Source organism: Streptomyces sp. NPDC002499, assembly GCF_053595415.1.
Genome location: NZ_JBSFXO010000005.1, coordinates 506,095 through 521,744 on the forward strand (window position 1 = coordinate 506,095; position 15,650 = coordinate 521,744).

Sequence of the window (15,650 nt, forward strand, 5' to 3'; positions counted from 1 at the left end):
GGCACGGCTCCCCGACATGAGCAACACGCATATGCCGCCCTTCCTTTCGGGTCTCGAGCTCTCCCGGCGCTTATACGTCGAAGCCGTACGCCCCTTACTCGAGGAAGCCGCCCCGGGGACACCCCACTCCGCCGCCCGCCTGGGCAGCGGCTCCGAGGTGCTCGGCTTCGACACGACCGGCCCCACCACCCGTTCCCCGCACCGCGATCGCCCCCTCCGCCTACAGCTCTTCCTCCACCGTCACGACGTCCCCCGCACCGCGGGCCGCATCAGACACGTCCTGGCCGAGCATCTCCCGGACACCTTCCACGGCCGCCCGGTCCGCGGCGGAGTCGAAGTCACGCATGCCGCGCCCTGGTTCACCGCGACGCTCGGTTTCGACCCGGCGCACCTCACCCCGCAGGACTGGCTGGCGGCCCCCACCCAACTGCTCGCCGAGGTCACCGGGGGTGCCGTCTTCCACGATGGACTCGGCGAACTCGCCCGCGCCCGGGCCGCGTTGCGCTGGTACCCGCACGACATCTGGCTGCACGTCCTGGCCTGCCAGTGGCAGCGGATCTCCCGCGAGGAGGCCCTCGTCGGGCGGTGCGGCGAGGTCGGTGACGAGATCGGCTCCGCCGTCGCGGCGGCCCGGCTGGTACGGGACCTGATGCGCCTGTGCCTCCTCATGGACCGCCGCTATCCGCCGTACGGCAAATGGCTCGGCACCGCCTTCGCCCACACCTCCGCGGGCCACCGCCTCACCCCGGTACTGACCGCCGCCGTCACGGCCGACGACCGGCACGGCCGCGAGAAGCATCTGGGCCACGCGTACGAGACCGTCGCCGGCCTGCACAACCAGCTCGGCCTGACCGACCGCGTCGAACCGACCGCCCCACCGCACCGGTTCACCCGCGCCCTCACCGCCCGCATCACCGACCCGGCCCTCAAACGGCTCCAACTCATCGGCTCGGTCGACCAGTTCGTCGACAACGCCGAGGTGCTGACCCGACCCGAACTGGCGCGGGCGGTGTACGCGTCGGCTATGTAAGCGCGAAGGCGAGCAGCGCCGTCGTCGTGAAGTCCAGCGCCGGTTCGACCGTCTGCCAGGCGCCCACGTCGTCCACGTACCGCGCGCCCTTGCCGTCGAAGTCGGTCCAGGCCCCCTTCGGCGGGCCGGCGGAGCACTTCTTCATGCTGGAGAAACCGTTCAAGTCGGTCAGCTTGTCAGCCGCGTTGGGGCCGTTGACCACCGCGCCCCGCAGGATGGCGCCCTTCCCGTCGAGGCTGCCGCGGAGGTTGGCCAGCTGGTGTTCCGGGCAGTGCGGATAGACCTCGCCCGCACCGATCATGAAGCTGGTGCCCCACGCGTTGGCGCCGAGCGCCCAGCCGCGCTGCTGCCCGGCGAAGGCCGCGTAACGGGTGTCCCCGCTGGCCTTGGCGTAAAGGCGCGCGGTGGCCACCAGACCGAAGGTGTGCGGTACGGCGTCGAAGTCGTCGTAGACCGCGCCCGCGCCGAACGGGTCGTTCCCGGCGCGATCGACGCCGTCGTCCAACTGACGGCGCAGGTCCTTGTGGAGGTCCGCGGCCGCGATGCCGTTCGCCCGTGCGCCGTCCAGAGCGGTGGCCAGGTCGACGTGGGCCAGGGCGCTGACGTCGGCGACGTTGAGGGTGCCCTTGACGTCGGAGTCCAGGTAGGCGCGGGCCCAGCGGGCCGAGTCGGCCGTCCAGTCACCCGCCCTGTCGTCCCCCAACTTCTCTGCCGCCAGGGCCAGTTCGGCACCGGCGAACTCCATGTCGTCCTGCCAGGAGTCCTCGGGGTAGAAGGCGCTCGGGAACGCGGTGACGAGCGGTTCGTCGGGGTCGTGGTCGGTGTCGGCCAGGTCGTAGACGGCCGCGGCCTTCTCCAGCCACTCCCCAGCCTCGTCCGGGTCGCTGTCGGCCACCCGCTGCGCGGCGAGGGCGAAGACCGCGGCCACGCGGCCGGCCAGGCTGGGGGTGATCGGCTCACCCGGGTCGTTCGCGCGGAAGACCGGGCGGTGCTTGATCGTGTAGTCCGGGTCGCCGGGTGACACGTCGAGCCGGTCGTCGGCCTCCGGCAGCCGCCATACGTCGTGATCGGTCCGTACGGCGTCGTTGCCCGCCCCGATGCCGACCTGGGCGTAGAGCGTCCCGCTGTCCCCGTCCCACATCCGGTCCAGCCAGTCCAACCCGTGCGTGGCCTCGGCCGACAGCTCCTTCATGTCGGGCAACTCCCGCTGGGCGAGCAGGAGTTCGGCGACCGAGTAGGAGGTGGTGCCGGTGAACTTGAGGAAGTCCCCCGCGTCGAACCAGCCACCGGAGACGTCGACTCGGTCACCGGTCGGGGTCAGCGTCTCGTCGAGCAGCTCGTCGCCCTCCTCGTCGTACTCCGGATCGGCATACACGGTCGCGTCCTCGTCGGCGAGATGGGACGGGCCGTGCTTGAGCGCACCGTCAGGAAGCGCGTCGCCGGGAAGCGCGTCGGCTCCGTCGCGCTGAGCTTGCAGGAAGCGGACGTTGTCCCGGACCAGCGGGGTCATCAACTCACGGGCGCCGCCGATCCGGAAGGCGGGCGAGCGACCGGCCGCGGTGCCGGTGAGGACGATGCGGTACGTGCCGGGGGTGTCGAGCGCGGAGAGGTCGGCGGTACGCACCGAGGGGTACTTGGCGTTCCAGCGGCCGGTCACGGCACCGAGCCGGCCCGCCTCGACCACCTTGTCCTCGTCCTCGGCGTCGACCACCTTGAAACGGGCGCCCGCGAGAGCCTTCGAGGACCCCATCACATACGCCCGCTTCGTCTCGCCGCGCAGATAGCCGACCTGGTCGACCCGGACGGCCACGTCGGTCGAGGCGGGTGAGCGGGAGCCGTCGAAGGGCACGCCGAACACGTTCACGGCGACGAGCAGGGTACCCAGGCCTGCGGCGGTGGCGGTGACCACCAGCCCCGGGGTGCGCAAAGAGTTCATGCGCCCACGGTGCCGGGGGCTTCATGAGATGACGATGAGGACGGGCTGGGACGGGTGAGGACGGGTGGGGACCAGGGCCCCCAGGTCTACGCCGACGTCGTATGCGTCGGGATCCGCAACTCCGCGAGCAGGCCCCCGCCGGGCGCGTCCGCGAGGTGAGCGGTGCCGTGATGCAGCTCGGCGACCCAACGGACGATGGCGAGCCCGGCACCGGTGCCTGCGGCGCTCGTACTGGTGGCGTCCGCGCCCGAGACACCCCCCGAAGCCCCCCTCGAACCTCCCCCGGACACCCCCGTGACCCCCCGCCCGAACACCCGCTCCCGATCCTCCACCGGCACCCCCGCCCCGTGATCCCGCACCGTCACCGACCCCGCCGCGACCGTCACCTCCACGGGCGAACCGGCCGGCCCGCCGTGCCGCTGCGCGTTCTCCACCAGGTTCCGTACCGCCTGCGCCAGCAGATCCGGATCCCCGAGCACCACCACCGGCTCGGACGTCACCGTGACGCTCTCGTGGTCCGGCAACTCCTCGACCGTGGTCTCCACCAGCTGGTCGAGACGCAGCGGCACCAACTCGACGCGCTGCGCGCCGGATTCCAGGCGGGCCCGGGCCAGCAGCCCGGTGACCAGTCGACTGAGCCGGTCCACCAGGCGTAGCGCCTCGTCGGAGGAACCACCCCGCTCCACCACGAGCCGCAGGGTCGCCAGCGGCGTACGCAGTTCGTGTGCCGCCTCGGCCAGGAACTGCTCCTGCTGACCGAGCCCGCGCAGCGCCGGCCGCATCGCCCGGCCGGACAGCAGATGGCCGACGGCCGCCGCGCAGCAGACCAGCGCCGTGCAGCCGAGGGCCAGCCAGCGCACGAGGACGTCGTGGTCGTGTTCGCTGCGCGCCAGTTCCGTGCCGACCAGCACGGCCGCGCCGATCCGGTCGTCGTCCCAGACCGGGGCCGCCGCCCACCGCAACCGCGCGCCGTGCGCGGAGGGCGCGCTGAGCACGACGGTCTCCTGCTCGTCCAGGACGCTCCGCCAGACGTCGTCCAGCCGGTCCGCGGCGGGCAGCGCCGACCGCCCGGGGACGACGTTCCGCACGGACGGCGCCTCCCCCGCCTGCCCTTGCAGGACGGCCAACACCTCGGCTCCCCGGGCGAGTTCGTCCTCCCGCAGCGGCTCCAGGTGCAACACCCCCGCGTCGAACCACACCGCCCGCGACAGACCGGCCGCGCGGCTGTCGACCTCGTGGTCGAGGCCGGAGCGGCGGGATCCGGAATCGATACGGATCGCGACCGTGGCGAGTACGACGAGACAGGCGGCGGTGGTCGAGGCGAACAGCAACGTCATCAGCCGCCGGGTCCGCCGCAGCCGGGCCACGGCGGGCGACGGGCCGCCCCTGGCAGCGGAGCGCCTCACGCCCGTCCCCTCGCGTCCGGCGCCTGCGCCCCCGCGTGCGACGCCCGCGCCCGTACGGCCACTGCCGCGACCGGCATCCGCGCCCGGCATCGCACGCCCACGCCGCCGCGTCCCACGCTCCCGCCGTCGAGGCGCCTCACGTCCCCGTCCCCTCCGCCGACGCGGGATCCGTTCCGCCCAGCACGTAACCGACCCCCCGCACCGTCCGGATCACCTCCGGCGGACCGAGTCGCCGGCGCAGTTGGCCGATCAGGACGTCGACCACGTTGGACATCGGCTCGCTCGCCTCGTCCCAGCAGCTCTCGATCAGTTCGGTGCGGGTCACCACCTCGCCCGCGCGCAGCATCAGGACCTCCAGCACCGCGAACTCCTTGGCGGAGAGGCTGAGCAGCACCCCGGCCCTGGACACACGGCGCCTCGGCAGGTCGACCTCCAGGTCGGCCGCCCGCAGGACCGGCGGGCGCGCGGGCTGCTGCCTGCGGCACAACGCCCGTACGCGTACGACCAGTTCGGCGAAGGCGAAGGGCTTGACGAGGTAGTCGTCCGCGCCGTGCTCGAAACCGGCCACCCGGTCGCTCACCCCGTCCAGCGCGGTCAGCAGGAGGAAGGGCAGCACCGATCCGGCCCGGCGCCGCGCGGCGAGCAGGGTGAGCGAGTCGCCGTCCGGTACCGAGCGGTCGGCCACGACACAGTCGTAACCGTTGACGGAGAGCTTGAGATCCGCCTCGGCCAGGCTCCGCGCGAGGTCGACCGCGAACCCCGCGTCCCGCAGCTGAGCTGCGACGACGGGCCCCAGCTCGGGATCGTCCTCCAAGACCAATACGCGCATGGCCCGGAGCTTAGACGCAACAGGGGCCGATGCCGCCCGGCCCCCGAACCGCGCGACTTTCGTCGTCCCCGCGTGCGACGAACGGATGCTGTGCGCCTGGCCGGGGATGCCTACCGTGGGCGCGTGAACGTGACGACGAAGGTCCTCGGTGTCCGGAAGCGACCGGGCGCGGCGGACCTGTGGCCCTGGCGGCGGATCGTCGGCGAGACGGTGCTGGCGCTCGTCCTGGCCCCGCTCGCGATGGTGAGTGTGCAGGGCGAGGGTGTGCTGTGGGCGGTCGGCGTGGGGCTGGCCGCCGTGGTGGCCTCGCTGTCACGGCGGGCGTTCCCGGGCAGCGTGCTGGTGTTCGCCGGCGCGGCCGACGGCGTGTTCGGCGGGTTCTGGGCCCTGCTGATGGTCGCGAGCTGGTCGGCCGGCTCCCGGATCGAGGCACCGCGCCGCGCGCTCGCGCTGTTCGCGGCCTCGTACGTCCTGTGCGCGGGAGTCTCCGTCCAGCAGGCGCACTTCGGCCTCTCCGACCAGCAGACGGGCTTCGTCCTGTCCGCGTCCCAGACCCTGCTGTTCACCACGCTCGCGTTCCTGGCGACGGCGGTCGTGCCCGGCCTCGCCAGCCGCTACCGCTCCCAGCGCCGCAGACTGCTGCGCGCGCTGCACGAGCACAACGCCCAACTGCTGCGCGAGCGCGAGATGATCGCGTCCCACGCCCGCCTGCGGGAGCGCCAGCGCATCGCGCAGGACATGCACGACAGCCTCGGCCACCAACTGGCCCTGATCGCGGTGCACACGGGCGCGCTCGAAGTGGACCGGGACCTGACGGACGGACAGCGGCAGGCGGTCGGCGTCCTGCGGGCCGCGTCCGTGGCCGCGATGCACGAACTGCGCGAGGCCGTCGGCATCCTGCGCGACGGGACGCCCGACCCGGCGCGGGCGTGCGAGGGCGAGACCGAGCCCGCGGCCCGGGGCGTCTCGGGGATAGCCGGCCTGGTGACGGCCTCGCGGGGCACGCGGGCGGTCGTGGAACTGCGACGCACCGGCGAGGCACGGCCGCTGGCCCCCGCCGCCGACCACGCGGCGTACCGGATCGTGCAGGAGGCCCTGACCAACGCGCTCAAGCACGCGCCGGGCGCCCCGATCGCCGTCGAGCTGCGGTACGAGCCGGACTCGCTGGTGGTCGAGGTCGCCAACGGGCCCGCGCCGACCGATGAGGGACGTCAGCCGGCGGTCAGCGGTGGACAGGGGCTCACCGGACTGCAGGAACGGGCCCGGCTGGTCGGCGGGATGGTGCATGCGGGGGCCGCGGCCGGCGGGGGGTTCCGGGTCGCGGGCGTACTCCCTTACCCGGGGCGGGAGATGACGACCTTCGGCGCTGTGACGGACGACTTCCGGGGGCAGCGCGAGAGCGGCCCGCCCGGTGACGGTGACGAACTCATCGACTGGTCCGGTCCGCCGGACAGGCAGAAGGAGTTCGACATCGCCATGGGACGCAAGAAGAAGGGCGTCATGATCGGCTGCGGCGCCGCGCTGCTGGCCTTCGTGGTTCTCGGAGTCGTGGCCGTCGTGTTCGTCGTCAAACTGGTGGGCGACGAGACCGACAAGCTCATGATCGACCCCTCGGTCTACCGCTCGGTGCGGGTCGGCGACACCGAGGCGGCCGTCCGGGACCGGCTGCCGCACGGCAAGTCGTTCATGGCCGAGGCGCTGGACGCGGACGCCGGCGCTCCCCCGGCGCCGAAGGGCGCGACCTGCTCGTCGTACCTGTCGACCGAGGACTGGCCGGACGAGGGCAGCGAGGTGCCCGCCTACCGCTTCTGCTTCCGGGACGGCAGACTGATCGAGAAACGGGCCTTCATGAGCACGTCGTGACCAGGGGCCGTGTGCCATGGGGAGCTGGAGTTCAGGAGAGCTGTGATCAGGGTTCTCGTCGCGGACGACGAACCGCTCATCCGGGCGGGCATCAGGATGATCCTCACCTCCGCCGACGACATCGACGTCGTCGCGGAGGCGGCGAACGGCCGTGAGGCGGTCGAGCTGGTCCGCGCGCACGCCGTCGACGTGGCCCTGCTCGACATCCAGATGCCCGTGCTGGACGGCCTGTCCGCGCTGGCCGAACTGCGGCGGGCGGCCCCTTCCGTACGTCCCCTGATCCTGACGACGTTCGGCGAGCGCGAGAACGTACTGCGCGCGCTGAGTCATGGCGGCGCCGGGTTCCTGCTGAAGGACTCGGCACCGGCCGAACTGATCCAGGCGGTACGGGCGGCGGCGGCCGGCGACGCGTATCTGTCGCCCGCCGCCACCCGCCACGTCGTCGACTCCCTCGCCTCGGGCCGGGCCGCGGAGCGCGGCGAGGCGGCCCGCCGGCGCCTGGAGACGCTGAGCGAACGGGAGTTGGAGGTCCTCGCCCTCCTCGGCGAGGGCCTGTCCAACGCCGACGCGGGCGCCCGGATCCACGTCAGCGAGGCCACGGTGAAGACGTACGTCAGCCGCATCCTGACGAAACTGCGCTGCGAGAACCGGGTCCAGGCGGCCTTGTTGGCACGGGACGCGGGGCTGGAACCGGACTGACCACCGCTTCGGCTACGTCGGCCGGGTCGAGGCCTCTACTTCAAGGCCTCCGCGAACAGCGGTACGACCTGCTCCACCGCATACCCCACCGACAGAACCGAGTTGGTGGCGAAGGCCTGGCTCACGTTCGGATCGTCGAAGACGACCGAGTGGCCCGCCATCACCGCCGGCAGCGACTTGTACAGCGGATCGGACGTGATCTTGGCGGCCTCGACGCCGATCGGCGCCATCACGATGCGGCTCGAACCCGCGCTGCGGATCCTGCCCATGCGGTTCGCGGCCGACGACATCACGCTCCCCGACGGCGTCTCCGGGCAGCGAAAAGGGCGGGCCCATCGAGAGGACCCGCCCGTATGCGTGGAGCCCCCTGTCGGATTCGAACCGACGACCTACGCATTACAAGTTGTTCGATCATGGTCCGGGGGCGGCCACGGACATCCGCGAAACGTGCTTCGCGCCTGCTCGCAGGTCATGGCGGACAGTGGTGGACAGCGACGGAACGGGCAGCAATTGAGACCACAACCGAGACCGTCGCTCGATCCCTCCACTCCAGGAAGTCCCTACCTAGAAAGGCTGACAGAGGTCTGCCCCACTTACGAAGAGGCGTACACGCACAAAGAACCTATGACAAAACCCGTCACAACCCGGCGCCCGCCCCCTAGACTCCACATCGGACATTTCGACATGGAGGCATCATGGAGTCGTTCGAGAGCGATGGGCTGTTCTGGCTACCAGAGACCGAGGACGACCAAGTGGCGGGGAGAATCTCCTTCACAGCTTCCGACGGCGTGAAATTGTCTCTGATCGGAGCACTCTCTGAGACTTCCACCTTCGGGGACCTTAATACCTCAGCTCGATTCCCAATCATTCACGGAGTGGCCGGCAAACGTTACTTGACCCTACAGGGATGCACTCGTTCGAACTATCGAATGGAGATGCCAGGAATCGTACGGGAGGATTACCGGGCAGAGTTTCTGTTCGCAGGGCAAGCCCTGCTAACTTCAGGTGACGAAAAGTTCTCAGAAGTCACAGTTCGCTTCAACAACTTGTGGAACTGGGTAAATCGGTCCATCATCGCCCGCAATTACTCTTTCGACGAATCGCACAAGCTGACTGGGGCAACCCTCACCCTCACTCCACACGAAACCGAGGACCATGAAATCGACGGAGGGAGAATCTCTCTGCTATCAACCTGGAAGATTCCCGGAGATCAGCAGAACACCGGCTTTGAGCAAGATTTCTCATTCAGGCTGACCTATGACGATCCAGTGGATTTCAGCTACATTCGGACAGATGTGGCCACTATCCAGGATCTAATCTCTGCGACTGGCGACAGCGCCTGCCTCCCTACCGATATCTCGCTATGGGTCACCGACGAGTCCGGCAATGGCAACAAAGAACGACTCAACGTGTACGGTCAGCAGTCGGCTCAATCCCTTGCCAAGAAAACGAAGTCTGTCGACTTCCTCCTTCACCTGAGTGACATCGGCGGCCTCCCCGCCGTGGCAAAGTGGTTGAACTTTCTGCGAAGCAGAAGAATCCTCCTCGGACTTACCCTATCCTCGCGATACCGAGGCATGTATGTAGAAAACAAGTTCTTCAATGCAGTCTCTGCCGCAGAAACGCTGCACAGGATGGAGTTTCCGAACCACGTTCTCCCAAAGGCGGAATATAAGCAATTCAGAGACCTTCTAGTTAGCCACGTACCCGAAGAGCATCAGAAGTGGCTCAACGACCAACTCGCGTTCTCGAATGAGCCGAGATTGCGCGGCCGACTCAAGGAGCTGGCAGAATTTTCCGGGCTCCCCCACGTCCTTGACTGTGACGTCGACCAATGGGCTAAGGCAGTCACTAACACACGCAACCGAATGGTACACCACGACGAGAAAAAGGGACCTGGAGCATCAGGGTCACAGTTCTACTGGATGGCCGAGTCTCTGCAATTGCTTGTGCTGCTCTGCCTTGGCAAATATTGCGCCTTCCAAGAAGGATATCTGGAAAAGGTCAAGGAAGATGAGGGAGTGGAGTTTCTCGCTGAGCATGTGCGAGAGATTGTGGATCCCGGGCAAGCGAGCGCTTAGGTCGAATGCGATCTGCGCCTGCACGCAAGCGGCACCCACATCGCGGCCAGCCGTGCGCAGCCGGGAACGACTCGCAGTCTCCTCAGCTCAGAGGTAGGCGTGCGAAGCTGGGAGGACGACGAGCTGATAGGAAGGCGAGCACGTGTCTCAACAGGCCAGCCCTCGCGGGACCTTCGTGAAGGTCGCGGATGCAGTGAAGGCTATGGTCCAGGCCGACCCTGAGATGACGGAACTTCCCTCCGCGACCGACCTCATGCGCGAGCACAAGATCTCGCGCGGCGTGGCGCTTCGTGCTTTCAGCGTTCTTCGGAAGGACGGCATTGCCGAGCCTGTACCTGGCGGCCGTTGGCGCGTGATACGGGCTGGCGTGCAAGAGGACAGGCGGCTCCTGGAAGAACGCATCGCAGACGTCGTCAAGGACGATCGCCTTGAAGCCGGGGCGCCGTTCCCCAGCGCGTCCGTGCTGGCTGAGCGGTTCGGGGTCTCACGGCCGACCGTGACGAAGGCACTCGCCAAGTTGGAAGCCGCCGGCGTGCTGGCGAGCGCAGGGCAAGGCAAGGTGCGGACGGTCCGCGCCGTGCCAATTCGAGAGGAGCGTTCGTAGCTTGTCGGACCTGACGGATTGGGCTTATCCCCTCGCTGAGTCACTGCTCTCCGAGCCGCTGCCGCGACGGTGGCAGCACTCGCAGGGCGTGGCCGAACGGGCGCGCGCCATCGCGGCCATCCTTGGGGAAGATGCCGAGCTGTTGGAAGCGGCGGCCGTACTGCACGACATCGGATACTCGCCCGCCCTCGCCAAGACGGGCTTCCATCCGCTCGACGGGGCCCGCTACCTCCGGGATGTGGCCAACGCGGACGAACGAGTGGTGAACCTGGTCGCGCACCACTCCTGCGCGTGGATGGAGGCAGATGCGCGAGGCTTGCGCGATGAGTTGGAGGGTGAGTTCCCCCGCGAGTCCGCGCACCTCAACGATGCACTGTGCTTCTGCGACATGAACACCACGCCGGACGGCACGCCCACGAACCCCATCGACCGAGTGAACGAGATCACCGGACGGTACGGGCCGGACAGCCTGATCGGGACGTTCATTCGGCGAGCGGAACCCGAGATCCTCGCGAGCACGTCGCGCGTGCTCGAACGGGTGGCAGCCGCCAAGCGTCAGCCGATGTAGGGGGCCGGCCGCCCCCGGTCCATCGCGTGCTCGATCCGGAGCTGCATCGTGGGGTGGACATCAAGCTGAGACAGGTCCGCCGGGGCGACCCAGCGGACCTGTGTCGTCTCGTTACTCGTGCGCACCTCGCCCCCGACCGGGCGGGCACGGAAGCAGATGCTGAACTGCTGACGGACCTCACCGTCGTCGTACTGCATGACGTGGCCAGGGTCGGTGTAGATCCCGGACATGTCGAGAACTTCGGCCTTGATGCCGGTCTCTTCCCACACCTCGCGCACCACGGTGTCACTGATGGACTCCCCCACGTCGTGCCCACCGCCGGGCAGTGCCCAGCGTCCGTTGTCGGACCGCTGGATCATCAGCACCTCGCCCGCGTCGTTCTGCACGAACGCCACAACAGACGGCACGACCGAGTTGGCCAGCGGGGCATCAGGGTCGTGCAAGTAGTCGATACGTCCCATGATCAGGCTCCCGTGATGCTCGCGATGTCGTCGGCTGTGACCGGGCGTGCGTTCTCCCAGGTGTGCTCGATGCTATTCGCGTACGTCTCGAACAGTCCGCCGTCCGACAAGCGGCGCAGATGGAAAACAGGGGCCAGGTAGGCGCCGACGCCGTAGACGTGTGGGTTCACGAGCATCTCGTCATCGGACCGGTAGATCGAGTTGTAGAGAGTCGAGTCGTGCAGCCGGAAATCGATGTCCGGGTGACTCTTCATGAGCGGGCGGTAGAGCATCAGAGCATTGCGAATCTTGCCGTCCATGATCTGGTGTCCCTCGTCTATGCCGCGCTGCCGGACGGCTGCACAGCCGGGGTTCCCAAGCAGGATGCGCACCTGGACGCCAGCCGCCACCTTCGCCCTGAGAAGGTCGTGAAACACGGGGTCTTCCGACAGGAAGAGACCGGAGTAGACCAGCACGTCAAGATTCTTCTGGGCCCTGCCGTACAGCTCGCGCCAGAGACCGGACGGCACCGTGTGTCGGTGCGGGTAGACCGTGCCAATCTCGGCTTTCGCCAGGTCTGTTGCGGTGTCGACCGTACGAGCGTCTTCCCACAACGTCGTGACATCGACCTTGAGCACTGCGGCCGTCGCGAACTGGTGGCGCCGATAGGGCACCTTCCCTTGCGTGATCCAGCGTTCGACCGTCTTCGGGTTGACCTCGATCGCGTCAGCCAGGGCCTGAACGGTCATGTTCCGGGCCAACAGGGCGGATCGCAAACGTTCGTTGGACATCTGCACCCCCGGTGGGACGTCTAGGGACTTCTTGACGGTAACCAGAACGCCCCGAGGTGTCCACGCATGGGGTGACCAACTCCCCTGACCTGCGGCGATTCTGATGGTGCGCCAAGTAGTCCCGGCGCAAATCCAAACGGTTCCGTGCTGGTACTTGACGGAACCCCATGCAGTACCTGTAAAACAGGTACTGCATGAACGCCCGGAGGGCTCCGTGAAACGGGCTCGAAGGAAGCGAATGATCTTTGAGAACTTCACACAGGGAACTGCCGGTAACCCGTGGTCCGCCTGCCCGAAGGGGTCGGAAACAAGGCGGAGAAGACCGGCGTGCCCCGCACGGCAGCCCGACCGGTTCGAGCCCGGTCCGGGGCACTTCGGCCGCTACTCAGTGGCCGCACCGTGCACGACGCGCAGCTTTCTCCATCAACGGCGCGCACCCCCCGGAGGGGCAACTCCGAGGGGTGCTGTTGGGCCGTTCCTGTCTGAGAGGAACCACGACCCATGAAGCACATCGGTGCTGCTCAGGCGGTTGTTACCGCCAACGAATTCAACCGCGAGCCGACGGCTGCAGAGTTGGACGCGATCGAGCGTGAACTTCCGCTGATCCTGGCGGACGTCGGCCTGCTCGACGCGTACATCACGACCATCGACCGCACCCCGACCGAGCTGGACAACCGTCGTACCCGGCGGGCCCGCCGCCGGGCCCTGGCCGCTCGCGTCGCCCTCCTCAACATCACCGACACCAGCCTCTCCGGCGGTGTGGCATGACGACCATGGCTCCCGCCCCCGAGATCCTGGCCGACCACACCGGCCGGCCCCGCCCCCTGCAAGAGATCCCGCTCAGCTACGAGCAGGCCCGGTTGGGCATGGCCTTTCACGAGGCAGGGCATGCGGTGTTGTCCCTGGCGTACGGCATGCACATCGTCTCCTCCGAGGTCATCGCGTGGGAGACGGAGCCCGACCGGTGGGCCCTGACCGGCAGGACTATGCACCAGGCGGCGGGTACCTCGCCGTGGCACTTCGCGGCGCAGTGCGCGGCCGGCACCCTCGCCCACGTCACCTACCTGATGGCCTACGGGCTGTGGACCCCCGAGCGCTCCGCCGCGTGCGCTGCCGAGCATGACCGTGAGCTGGCCATCGACGTGCTGGCCCGGTTCGGCTACCGGCTCGGTCGCGGGCACGTTCCGGCGGGCGGGAAGTCGTGGGGGATGGTGCAGGGCATGGCCCGCCGCAAGGTCGGCCACCTGTGGCACGAGATCCGCACCACCGCGCACGCCATGAACGAGCGCACGCTGCTGACGGGCGACGAGATCGCCGCCCTGACCGGCTTGGCCAACCCTCCCTTCCAGGGAGGCGCGGCATGACCGCCACCGACACGGCACAGAGCTCCGAGCGTGCGGCCGTTCCACCCCTGACGAAGCCTGAGTTGGGCCTGGCAGGGGTTGGTGCGTTGGCCGCTGCTGGGGTGGGTGCGCTGGGTCTGATCTCTTCGTTCGATGCGGTGTCGGCTGCTGCGCTGCGGTGGGGGTTCTCCGCTCCGTGGATGCTGCCGGTCGGTATCGACGTGGCCATCCCGGTGTTCACCGTGGCCAACCTGCTGTTGATCCGGATGGACATGGCGCTCGCGTGGGTGCGGTTCGTGCCCTGGGTGCTCACGCTGATCACGTGCGGGCTGAACATCGCGGCCGGACACTCCCTGTCCGCGAAGGTCGCGCACGGCACCATGCCGCTGCTGTGGGTGGTGTTCTCCGAGATCGGCGCGCACATCTACGCCGTCCGCATCGGAGCGGCCACCGGCCGACAGATGGAGAAGATCCGGTTCTCCCGCTGGTTGTTGGCGCCGGTGTCGACGTTCGCCCTGTGGCGGCGCATGACGTTGTGGGAGGTCACGTCCTACACCGTCGCGTTGGCCTGCGAGCGCGATCGGCTGTTGGCCCGTGCAGACCTGCACGAGCGCTACGGCTGGATGTGGCGCCGCAAGACCCCGCGGCGTGAGCGCGTAATGCTGCGCATGGGCGAACTCGCCCCCGCCACCGGCGACATGACCGTGCCGCCCGTACCGCCGGTGGCTCCGCAGCACCCGAAGCCTGCGACGCGGAAGGCGCCGCGCAAGCAGCCTGGCAAGCCCAAGGCTGCCGCACCGCAGCGCACCCCGGCCGACCTGCTCGCCGAAGCACGCACGGTCACGGCCGACTGGACCGACAGCGCGATCAACGCTGAGGCGCTGCGCAAGGAACTGCACTGCGGTTCCGCTCCCGCCCGTCAGGTACGCGATGCCCTGCTCGCCGAACGAGCCGACGGCCGCGCCCTGCACCCCGTCAACTCCCGTGAGGGGGTGGCCGCATGAGCACCCTGACCACGATCCTGTTGTCTACCCTGCCCCTCGCCGGCGGGTGGGTCGCCCATGTGTGGTGGCTGCGCGGGTGCCTGAACACGGCACGGCGTGACCCGCTCACCGGGTTACGCACCCGCGACGGATTCACCCGCCGCGCCACCACCCTGCTCAAGGACCCGCGCGCGGTCGTGGTGCTGGCTGACGTCGACAAGTTCAAGCACATCAACGACACCTACGGGCACCCCGCCGGCGACGCCCTGCTCAAGGCCACCGCCGACCGCCTCGCCCACCACGTCGGCCCCCGCGGGGTCGCCGGACGGCTCGGGGGCGATGAGTTCGCCGCCGTCCTCATCGACGACCACGGGACCGCGGCGGACATGCTCGCCGTCCTGCACGGCGTGCTCGCCCGGCCGGTCGACGGCCAGGACCCTGCCGCGCACACCACGGTCTCGCTCGGCTGGGTGCGCGCCGTCGACTTCCCCGCCGATGACCTGTCGGGGCTGTTGCGGCGGGCGGATGAGGCGATGTACGCGGCCAAGCAGGCTCGCGCGGGAATGCGCCGCGCGGGGCTGGGCTGGCTGTTCGCCACGGTGGCCGGTCGCCGCTCCGGACGCGCCGGTGCGCGTGAGGGTGCGCCGGTCGTCGGGGTGGCGGCATGACGTCGTTGACGTTCGCCAAGTGCTTCGACCCGGCCGGCAGCCAGTTCGGCATCCCCACCTACCCGTGGCGTTACGCCCCTGAGGGGTTTGCCACGCGCCGCCAACTGCGGGCCAGTGGTCTGCGTCCGGGCGGTCAGCCGATCGCGGCTCAGGTCCTGCGACCGCGCTACCGGCGCGGTCCGCTGGTCGCCTATCTCTACCGCGTCGACCGCGCGAAGCCCGTGCGGCCGATGACGCCCGGCAAACGGGCCGCGCTCGCCAAGGCGATGCAAGCGCGCCGCACCTGCCCGCAGTGCCGCACGGACGCGGGATACGTCATCCCTGCCTCGCTGGGTGTGTGCGTTCCCTGCGCCTACCCCGAGGAACAGCGCGCCGCCTGAACACCCCTGCACCGCGAGCCGGCGGGGTC

Annotated in this window: 16 protein-coding genes and 1 pseudogene; 11 read left to right on the top strand and 6 right to left on the bottom strand. The window is 69.1% G+C overall.

All coding sequences use genetic code 11. From position 1 onward, the window contains the following. Positions 1-16 precede the first annotated feature (16 nt). Positions 17-1,030: a DUF4037 domain-containing protein gene (locus ACWD5F_RS16410; protein ID WP_451254862.1), complete on the top strand. Its 1,014-nt coding sequence runs from the start codon at positions 17-19 to the stop codon at positions 1,028-1,030. Here the strand turns inward: ACWD5F_RS16410 and ACWD5F_RS16415 are convergent. The 3 genes from ACWD5F_RS16415 to ACWD5F_RS16425 all read right to left on the bottom strand — a co-directional run bounded on the left by ACWD5F_RS16415 (position 1,023) and on the right by ACWD5F_RS16425 (position 5,201). Next, entirely contained in the window at positions 1,023-2,966 is a 1,944-nt protein-coding gene (locus ACWD5F_RS16415) for a glycoside hydrolase family 9 protein (RefSeq protein ID WP_451254864.1), read from the bottom strand. The genes ACWD5F_RS16410 and ACWD5F_RS16415 overlap by 8 nt on opposite strands. A gap of 86 nt (positions 2,967-3,052) precedes the next feature. Beyond that, a complete protein-coding gene (locus tag ACWD5F_RS16420) occupies positions 3,053-4,372 on the bottom strand; it encodes a sensor histidine kinase (protein ID WP_451254866.1) in 1,320 nt (439 codons plus the stop codon). A gap of 136 nt (positions 4,373-4,508) precedes the next feature. Further along, on the bottom strand, positions 4,509-5,201 hold the full coding sequence (locus ACWD5F_RS16425; protein WP_451254868.1) for a winged helix-turn-helix domain-containing protein: 693 nt from the start codon (positions 5,199-5,201) through the stop codon (positions 4,509-4,511). Positions 5,202-5,324: 123 nt separating this feature from the next. Here ACWD5F_RS16425 and ACWD5F_RS16430 point away from each other — a divergent pair, with 123 nt between their 5' ends. Both ACWD5F_RS16430 and ACWD5F_RS16435 read left to right on the top strand, forming a co-directional pair. Beyond that, a complete protein-coding gene (locus tag ACWD5F_RS16430) occupies positions 5,325-7,064 on the top strand; it encodes a sensor histidine kinase (RefSeq protein ID WP_451254870.1) in 1,740 nt (579 codons plus the stop codon). A 42-nt stretch (positions 7,065-7,106) separates the two neighbouring features. After that, positions 7,107-7,763, top strand: a complete 657-nt coding sequence (locus tag ACWD5F_RS16435) for a response regulator transcription factor (protein ID WP_451254872.1) — start codon at positions 7,107-7,109, stop codon at positions 7,761-7,763. Between the two features lie 35 nt (positions 7,764-7,798). On the opposite strand, the pseudogene ACWD5F_RS16440 reads toward ACWD5F_RS16435, so the two are convergent. After that, positions 7,799-7,996, bottom strand: a pseudogene (locus ACWD5F_RS16440) (iron-siderophore ABC transporter substrate-binding protein); the annotation flags it as partial. 462 nt (positions 7,997-8,458) lie between these two features. Between ACWD5F_RS16440 and ACWD5F_RS16445 the strand changes: the two are divergent. From ACWD5F_RS16445 to ACWD5F_RS16455, 3 genes are all read left to right on the top strand, one after another. Continuing rightward, a complete protein-coding gene (locus ACWD5F_RS16445) occupies positions 8,459-9,844 on the top strand; it encodes an ApeA N-terminal domain 1-containing protein (RefSeq protein ID WP_451254874.1) in 1,386 nt (461 codons plus the stop codon). A gap of 202 nt (positions 9,845-10,046) precedes the next feature. After that, positions 10,047-10,448, top strand: coding sequence for a GntR family transcriptional regulator (locus ACWD5F_RS16450; protein WP_451254876.1), 402 nt, complete (start codon positions 10,047-10,049; stop codon positions 10,446-10,448). 1 nt (position 10,449) lies between these two features. Beyond that, positions 10,450-11,016, top strand: coding sequence for an HD domain-containing protein (locus tag ACWD5F_RS16455; protein WP_451254878.1), 567 nt, complete (start codon positions 10,450-10,452; stop codon positions 11,014-11,016). Here ACWD5F_RS16455 and ACWD5F_RS16460 read toward each other — a convergent pair. Both ACWD5F_RS16460 and ACWD5F_RS16465 read right to left on the bottom strand, forming a co-directional pair. Then, positions 11,004-11,477, bottom strand: a complete 474-nt coding sequence (locus ACWD5F_RS16460; RefSeq protein WP_451254880.1) for an NUDIX domain-containing protein — start codon at positions 11,475-11,477, stop codon at positions 11,004-11,006. The two genes, ACWD5F_RS16455 and ACWD5F_RS16460, sit on opposite strands and share 13 nt — an antisense overlap. Before the next feature lie 2 nt (positions 11,478-11,479). Beyond that, positions 11,480-12,247 (bottom strand): XRE family transcriptional regulator, encoded by a 768-nt coding sequence (locus tag ACWD5F_RS16465; RefSeq protein ID WP_451254882.1) that lies wholly within the window; start codon positions 12,245-12,247, stop codon positions 11,480-11,482. Between the two features lie 501 nt (positions 12,248-12,748). Here ACWD5F_RS16465 and ACWD5F_RS16470 point away from each other — a divergent pair. Genes ACWD5F_RS16470 through ACWD5F_RS16490 form a run of 5 tightly spaced genes read left to right on the top strand, consistent with a single transcriptional unit; the run spans position 12,749 to position 15,621 of the window. Beyond that, positions 12,749-13,015, top strand: coding sequence for a DUF6284 family protein (locus tag ACWD5F_RS16470; RefSeq protein ID WP_451254884.1), 267 nt, complete (start codon positions 12,749-12,751; stop codon positions 13,013-13,015). Then, the gene (locus tag ACWD5F_RS16475) at positions 13,012-13,611 is read left to right on the top strand and encodes a hypothetical protein (RefSeq protein WP_451254885.1); all 600 of its coding nucleotides are present in this window, start codon (positions 13,012-13,014) and stop codon (positions 13,609-13,611) included. The genes ACWD5F_RS16470 and ACWD5F_RS16475 overlap by 4 nt, the downstream gene beginning before the upstream one ends. Beyond that, positions 13,608-14,594 carry a DUF2637 domain-containing protein gene (locus ACWD5F_RS16480; RefSeq protein WP_451254887.1) on the top strand — a complete coding sequence of 329 codons (987 nt, stop codon included), beginning with the start codon at positions 13,608-13,610 and terminating at the stop codon, positions 14,592-14,594. Before ACWD5F_RS16475 ends, ACWD5F_RS16480 begins: the two co-directional genes overlap by 4 nt. Beyond that, positions 14,591-15,241: a GGDEF domain-containing protein gene (locus tag ACWD5F_RS16485; protein WP_451254889.1), complete on the top strand. Its 651-nt coding sequence runs from the start codon at positions 14,591-14,593 to the stop codon at positions 15,239-15,241. Before ACWD5F_RS16480 ends, ACWD5F_RS16485 begins: the two co-directional genes overlap by 4 nt. Next, positions 15,238-15,621 (top strand): RRQRL motif-containing zinc-binding protein, encoded by a 384-nt coding sequence (locus ACWD5F_RS16490; protein ID WP_451254891.1) that lies wholly within the window; start codon positions 15,238-15,240, stop codon positions 15,619-15,621. The genes ACWD5F_RS16485 and ACWD5F_RS16490 overlap by 4 nt, the downstream gene beginning before the upstream one ends. The last annotated feature ends 29 nt before the right edge of the window (positions 15,622-15,650 follow it).

What these genes read in the sequence shown, in the direction of transcription:
- ACWD5F_RS16410 (WP_451254862.1), top strand. Translation starts at nt 17, where the DNA reads ATGAGCAACACGCATATGCCGCCCTTCCTTTCGGGTCTCGAGCTCTCC.
- ACWD5F_RS16415 (WP_451254864.1), bottom strand. Translation starts at nt 2,966, where the DNA reads ATGAACTCTTTGCGCACCCCGGGGCTGGTGGTCACCGCCACCGCCGCA.
- ACWD5F_RS16425 (WP_451254868.1), bottom strand. Translation starts at nt 5,201, where the DNA reads ATGCGCGTATTGGTCTTGGAGGACGATCCCGAGCTGGGGCCCGTCGTC.
- ACWD5F_RS16445 (WP_451254874.1), top strand. Translation starts at nt 8,459, where the DNA reads ATGGAGTCGTTCGAGAGCGATGGGCTGTTCTGGCTACCAGAGACCGAG.
- ACWD5F_RS16450 (WP_451254876.1), top strand. Translation starts at nt 10,047, where the DNA reads ATGGTCCAGGCCGACCCTGAGATGACGGAACTTCCCTCCGCGACCGAC.
- ACWD5F_RS16460 (WP_451254880.1), bottom strand. Translation starts at nt 11,477, where the DNA reads ATGGGACGTATCGACTACTTGCACGACCCTGATGCCCCGCTGGCCAAC.
- ACWD5F_RS16465 (WP_451254882.1), bottom strand. Translation starts at nt 12,247, where the DNA reads ATGTCCAACGAACGTTTGCGATCCGCCCTGTTGGCCCGGAACATGACC.
- ACWD5F_RS16470 (WP_451254884.1), top strand. Translation starts at nt 12,749, where the DNA reads ATGAAGCACATCGGTGCTGCTCAGGCGGTTGTTACCGCCAACGAATTC.
- ACWD5F_RS16475 (WP_451254885.1), top strand. Translation starts at nt 13,012, where the DNA reads ATGACGACCATGGCTCCCGCCCCCGAGATCCTGGCCGACCACACCGGC.
- ACWD5F_RS16480 (WP_451254887.1), top strand. Translation starts at nt 13,608, where the DNA reads ATGACCGCCACCGACACGGCACAGAGCTCCGAGCGTGCGGCCGTTCCA.
- ACWD5F_RS16485 (WP_451254889.1), top strand. Translation starts at nt 14,591, where the DNA reads ATGAGCACCCTGACCACGATCCTGTTGTCTACCCTGCCCCTCGCCGGC.
- ACWD5F_RS16490 (WP_451254891.1), top strand. Translation starts at nt 15,238, where the DNA reads ATGACGTCGTTGACGTTCGCCAAGTGCTTCGACCCGGCCGGCAGCCAG.